Origin of the sequence: Microbacterium sp. BF1 (assembly GCF_019279095.1) — a bacterium.
GTDB lineage: Bacteria > Actinomycetota > Actinomycetes > Actinomycetales > Microbacteriaceae > Microbacterium > Microbacterium maritypicum.
On sequence record NZ_JAGYWT010000219.1, the window covers coordinates 1 to 4,015 of the forward strand.

Below are 4,015 nucleotides of genomic sequence, written 5' to 3' on the forward strand. Positions count from 1 at the left end.
CGCGCGGCGCCGAGCTGCGCGAGCATGCGTCCGACAGCGCCGTTCGCCGCGTTCTGCACGATCCAGTCGCCCTCGTTGACGTCGAGGAACTGCAGCAGGCTGATCGTGCTGAACGGCATCGAGACGAGCTGGGCCGCGCTCTCGTCGGAGAGGGAATCGGGCACGGGGATGAGTCCGGCGGCGTTCGCCACGATGTACTCGGCCCAGGCGCCGAAGGTGCCACCGGTCGCGACGCGCTGTCCGACCGCGAGGTGCTCGACGCCCTCACCGAGGGCGTCGACGATGCCCAGGGCCTCGGTGCCGGAGGCCGCAGGCAGCTCGGGCTTGAACCCATAGGTGCCGCGCACGGTCCACAGGTCGTGGTTGTGGATGGGGGAGAGGACGATGCGCAGGCGGACCTGCCCTGCTGCGGGCTCCGGAACGGGACGCTCCTCGACCGCGAGGACGTCTTCGGCTTCGCCGAATCGGGAATGGATGAGTGCACGCATGATGTGGTTTCCTTTCCTGCCGCTGATCAGTCGTCCGACACGGTGATCGTGACGTCGATGTTGCCGCGCGTCGCGTTCGAGTACGGGCAGACCTGGTGTGCGGCGTCGGCGAGTGCCTGGGCCTGATCGTGCGCGAGCTCGGGGATGACCACCTCGAGTTCGACCGCGAGGCCGAAGCCGCCGGCGCCGTTCGACCCGATCTGCACGCGCGCGCCGACCGAGCTGTGGTCGATCTTGATCTTCTGCGCCCGCGCGACGGACTGCAGAGCGGAGTGGAAGCATGCGGCATATCCGGCCGCGAAGAGCTGCTCGGGGTTGGCCCCGTCGCCGCTGCCGCCCATCTCCTTGGGGATGGCGAGATCGAACTCGACGCGACCGTCGTTCGTGGCGACGTGTCCGTTGCGGCCGGCGCCGGTGGCGAGGGCTTCTGCGGTGTAGAGGGCTTCCATTGAGGGGTTTCCTTCCGGGAGGGTGGTCATTCGCCGGCGCGCAGCGCGGTGGCGCCGGTGGCCGGTGTCGAGACACCGCTCTGCAGCAGAGCGGTGAGTTCGTGGAGTTCTTCGATGAGCCGGCGGCCGTGCGCGTCGTCGCGGATGCCGGAGAGCTGCGCGATCTGGGCAGGGATCTTCGCGAGGTCCCCGCGGAGCGCCTGGCCTGCGGAGGTGAGCTGCACCGTGACGACGCGCTCGTCCTGGGGGCTGCGCGTCTTCGCAACCAGGCCCGCCTGCTCGAGGCGGCGTACCAGGGGCGAGAGGGTCCCGGAGTCAAGTTGCATGGCGTCTCCGAGCGAACCGATCGTCTGATCGCCCTCGTGCCACAGGATGGCGAGGACCAGATACTGCGGATACGTCAGCCCCCAGGGGGCGAGCAGAGCCCGGTACGCCTGCGTGGTGGCGCGCGCAGCGGAGTAGAGGGAGAAGCACACCATCTCATCGGTCACGGGCATGAGTAAAGCTTTGCATGCGATTCAATTGTGCACAACTAGATTGAACGCGCGAGGATGCCCTTGAAGGTGCATCCGGCACAGCACTAGCTTTGGTGCCATGTCGCACCCCGTACGCTCGACGAGGCCGGGACCCACGGTGCGATTCCGGCCGCCGGCACCCCAACCAGGTGTCCTTCGACGCGATCGGGTGAGCGCGGTGATCTCGGAGGCCGTCGCCAGAGACCCGCTGACCGTGGTCAGTGCCCCCAGCGGATTCGGGAAGACGACCTCGGTGGCCGAGTGGGCGTCAGGGCTCGAACCCGTGGCGTGGCTCGGGCTCAACGCTTTCGACTCCGACCCGTCGCGGCTGACCCAGGGCGTGGTGAACGCGCTGAGCCGGGGCGCGGAGCGCTCGGGGCGTCTCCTGGACCTTGACCGGGATCTGGACGACCCGCACCGGGCATACCAGGAGACCTGCAGAGTTCTGGAGGATGCGGACGAGCGCGTGCACCTGATCGTCGACGATGCTCAGCGCGCAGGGGAGGACTGGCGTGCGGGACTTCTGGGGATGCTGGCCGAGCAGGCGCCGGACAGCCTGCGGATCGTGCTGGTGGGGACGACATTGCTCGAGGTGACCCTCTCCCGGCACCGCGTGACGCATCCGGATTCCTTCGTCGGCGCGGACACGCTCAGCTTCACGGAAGAGGAAGTGCGGCTGCTGCTCGACGGGGAGACGGACGGCCTCTCGGCGCAGACCATCTTCGAGGAGACCCAGGGGTGGCCGATCGCGGTCAGACTGATGATGATCGGCGGAGCGAGGCCCGACCAGCGCGCACAGAGCGCCGCCGGCTTCCTGGGCAACTACGTGCGGGAGCACGTGCTCGCGACGCTCCCTCCTGAGGTCGCCGACTTCGTTCTCAGGGGAGCGTCTGCAGCGAGCTGACACCTGCGCTCGCGGCCGCGGTGACCGGTCGCCCCGACGCGGCGGCCCTGCTCGAGACCTGCGTGCGCCTCGGATTGTTCCTCGACCGCTTCGAGGGCCCTCACGGGGTCGTGTACCGCTGGCATGCCTCCTTCGCCAGGCGATGCGCCGAGATCCTGGACATCGATGCCGAACGCGCCGCTGGATGCCACCGCCGCGCCGCTGCCGCGCTGCAGGCGACGGATCCGACGGCATCGATCACGCACTCCCTCCATGCGTCCGAGTTCCTCACCGCACGCGAGACCCTCCTTCACCATTGGCTCGGTCTGGTGGTGGGGGCGAGAGCCGACGAGGTCGAATGCACAGCGATGCTGATGCTGCGACGCACGCCCGATGACGCGCAGGTGCTGCTGGTGCGCGCGTGTGCGAGCGACGTGCTCGGCGATCATCGGGTGGCCCGTGCGCTGTTCCGGCGCGCGGAGGCGATGATCGGTCGATCGGGCGACGACGATGAGCCCGCGGTGCTGCAGATCGCCCGGCTCTTCATCGCCGACGAGCGTGCAGAGGTCGCGGAGGCGAGCGCGAAGGTGCAGCAGATGCTCCTCGACGCGGACTCGACGGATCTCGGCGACCGCGCGGCGCTGAACTATCTCCTCGGGTGGACCGAGATCCGGCATCGCGGCAACCCGATGGTCCCGCTCGAGTACTTCTCCGCCGCGGCCAGGGAGGCGCAGAGCCTGGGAGATCGAGAACTGGCGAAGCGCGCGCTGGGGCATCTCGCCTTCGGGCAGACCTGGGCCGGTCATCTCATCGAGGCCCGACCGTCGCTCATCGCCGTTCGTGGGGCGGAGGATGTCGGTCTTCCCTGGAGCACCTACGCCGGGGGCAGTGCTGCCGCGGCCGCGGGATACGTCTCGTACTGGTCGGGTGAGCTCGACGAAGCGGTCCGCGAGTTCGGAACCGTGATCGCCAACGGGGGCTCCGATCGTTCGTTCACGAATGTGGCGCGCATGATGATCGCCTACGCGGCGGCGGAATCGGGTGATGTCTCCGCCTGCCGTCGTGCGGCGATCGGCATCCAGGAGATCCCCCTGGAGGTCGTGCACGGCGTCTCCGGGCCGGCGTTCCGCGAATCGTCGGTCGCCCTGCTCGAAGAAGCCGTCGGCCGAACGGATCGAGCGATGCGGATCGCGCGCAAGTACATCCAGTGCCCGGACCTTCCCGTCGTCAACGTCGCCCTCGCCGGCGTGCTGCGCCGCGCCGGCGACTACGCCACCGCCCTGGAGATGCTGCGGGCTCCGCACGTCTTCGCAGAGGTGTCCTACGTGAAATCGGCGACTCTGCTAACGGCAGCCCTGCTTCGACGTCAGGCCGGACACCACGACCAGGCGCATGAGCTGTGCGAGGCGGGTGTAGCCGTCGCCTCGGGGGAGAACATCCGCCTTCTCTTCGGGCCCCGCGAGACGGCCGTGCGCAAACTGCTCGGCGAGCATGTGCACTTCGGCACGCAGTTCGAGGACTTCATCGGCAGGTGTCTGGCGAAGGGCTCGGCTCGGGTTCGGCCGTGTACGGCGCCGATGATGTCGAGGCGGCCGTCACCCGGCTGAGAGACCTCGCCAGAGCCGCTAGCCTGGAAGCGTGAAGACTTTCGACGAGCTGTTCGCCGAGCTCAGCGTCAAG

5 protein-coding genes are annotated in these 4,015 nt (G+C 68.7%); 2 read left to right on the forward strand and 3 right to left on the reverse strand.

What is annotated here, in order from left to right; genetic code table 11:
- The 3 genes from KZA10_RS09095 to KZA10_RS09105 all read right to left on the reverse strand — a co-directional run.
- A partial coding sequence (locus tag KZA10_RS09095; RefSeq protein ID WP_218682706.1) for an alcohol dehydrogenase catalytic domain-containing protein occupies positions 1 to 488 on the reverse strand: 488 nt, incomplete at its 3' end.
- A 26-nt stretch (positions 489 to 514) separates the two neighbouring features.
- Positions 515 to 937, reverse strand: coding sequence for an organic hydroperoxide resistance protein (locus tag KZA10_RS09100; RefSeq protein WP_017831045.1), 423 nt, complete (start codon positions 935 to 937; stop codon positions 515 to 517).
- A gap of 26 nt (positions 938 to 963) precedes the next feature.
- Positions 964 to 1,434 carry a MarR family winged helix-turn-helix transcriptional regulator gene (locus tag KZA10_RS09105; RefSeq protein ID WP_218682707.1) on the reverse strand — a complete coding sequence of 157 codons (471 nt, stop codon included), beginning with the start codon at positions 1,432 to 1,434 and terminating at the stop codon, positions 964 to 966.
- 187 nt (positions 1,435 to 1,621) lie between these two features.
- On the opposite strand from KZA10_RS09105, the gene KZA10_RS09110 reads away from it, so the two are divergent.
- Together KZA10_RS09110 and KZA10_RS09115 are read left to right on the forward strand one after the other, a co-directional pair.
- Entirely contained in the window at positions 1,622 to 2,356 is a 735-nt protein-coding gene (locus KZA10_RS09110) for an AAA family ATPase (protein ID WP_218682708.1), read from the forward strand.
- Between the two features lie 20 nt (positions 2,357 to 2,376).
- Positions 2,377 to 3,942 carry a hypothetical protein gene (locus KZA10_RS09115; RefSeq protein ID WP_218682709.1) on the forward strand — a complete coding sequence of 522 codons (1,566 nt, stop codon included), beginning with the start codon at positions 2,377 to 2,379 and terminating at the stop codon, positions 3,940 to 3,942.
- Positions 3,943 to 4,015 lie beyond the last annotated feature (73 nt).

What these genes read in the sequence shown, in the direction of transcription:
- KZA10_RS09100 (WP_017831045.1), bottom strand. Translation starts at nt 937, where the DNA reads ATGGAAGCCCTCTACACCGCAGAAGCCCTCGCCACCGGCGCCGGCCGC.
- KZA10_RS09105 (WP_218682707.1), bottom strand. Translation starts at nt 1,434, where the DNA reads ATGCCCGTGACCGATGAGATGGTGTGCTTCTCCCTCTACTCCGCTGCG.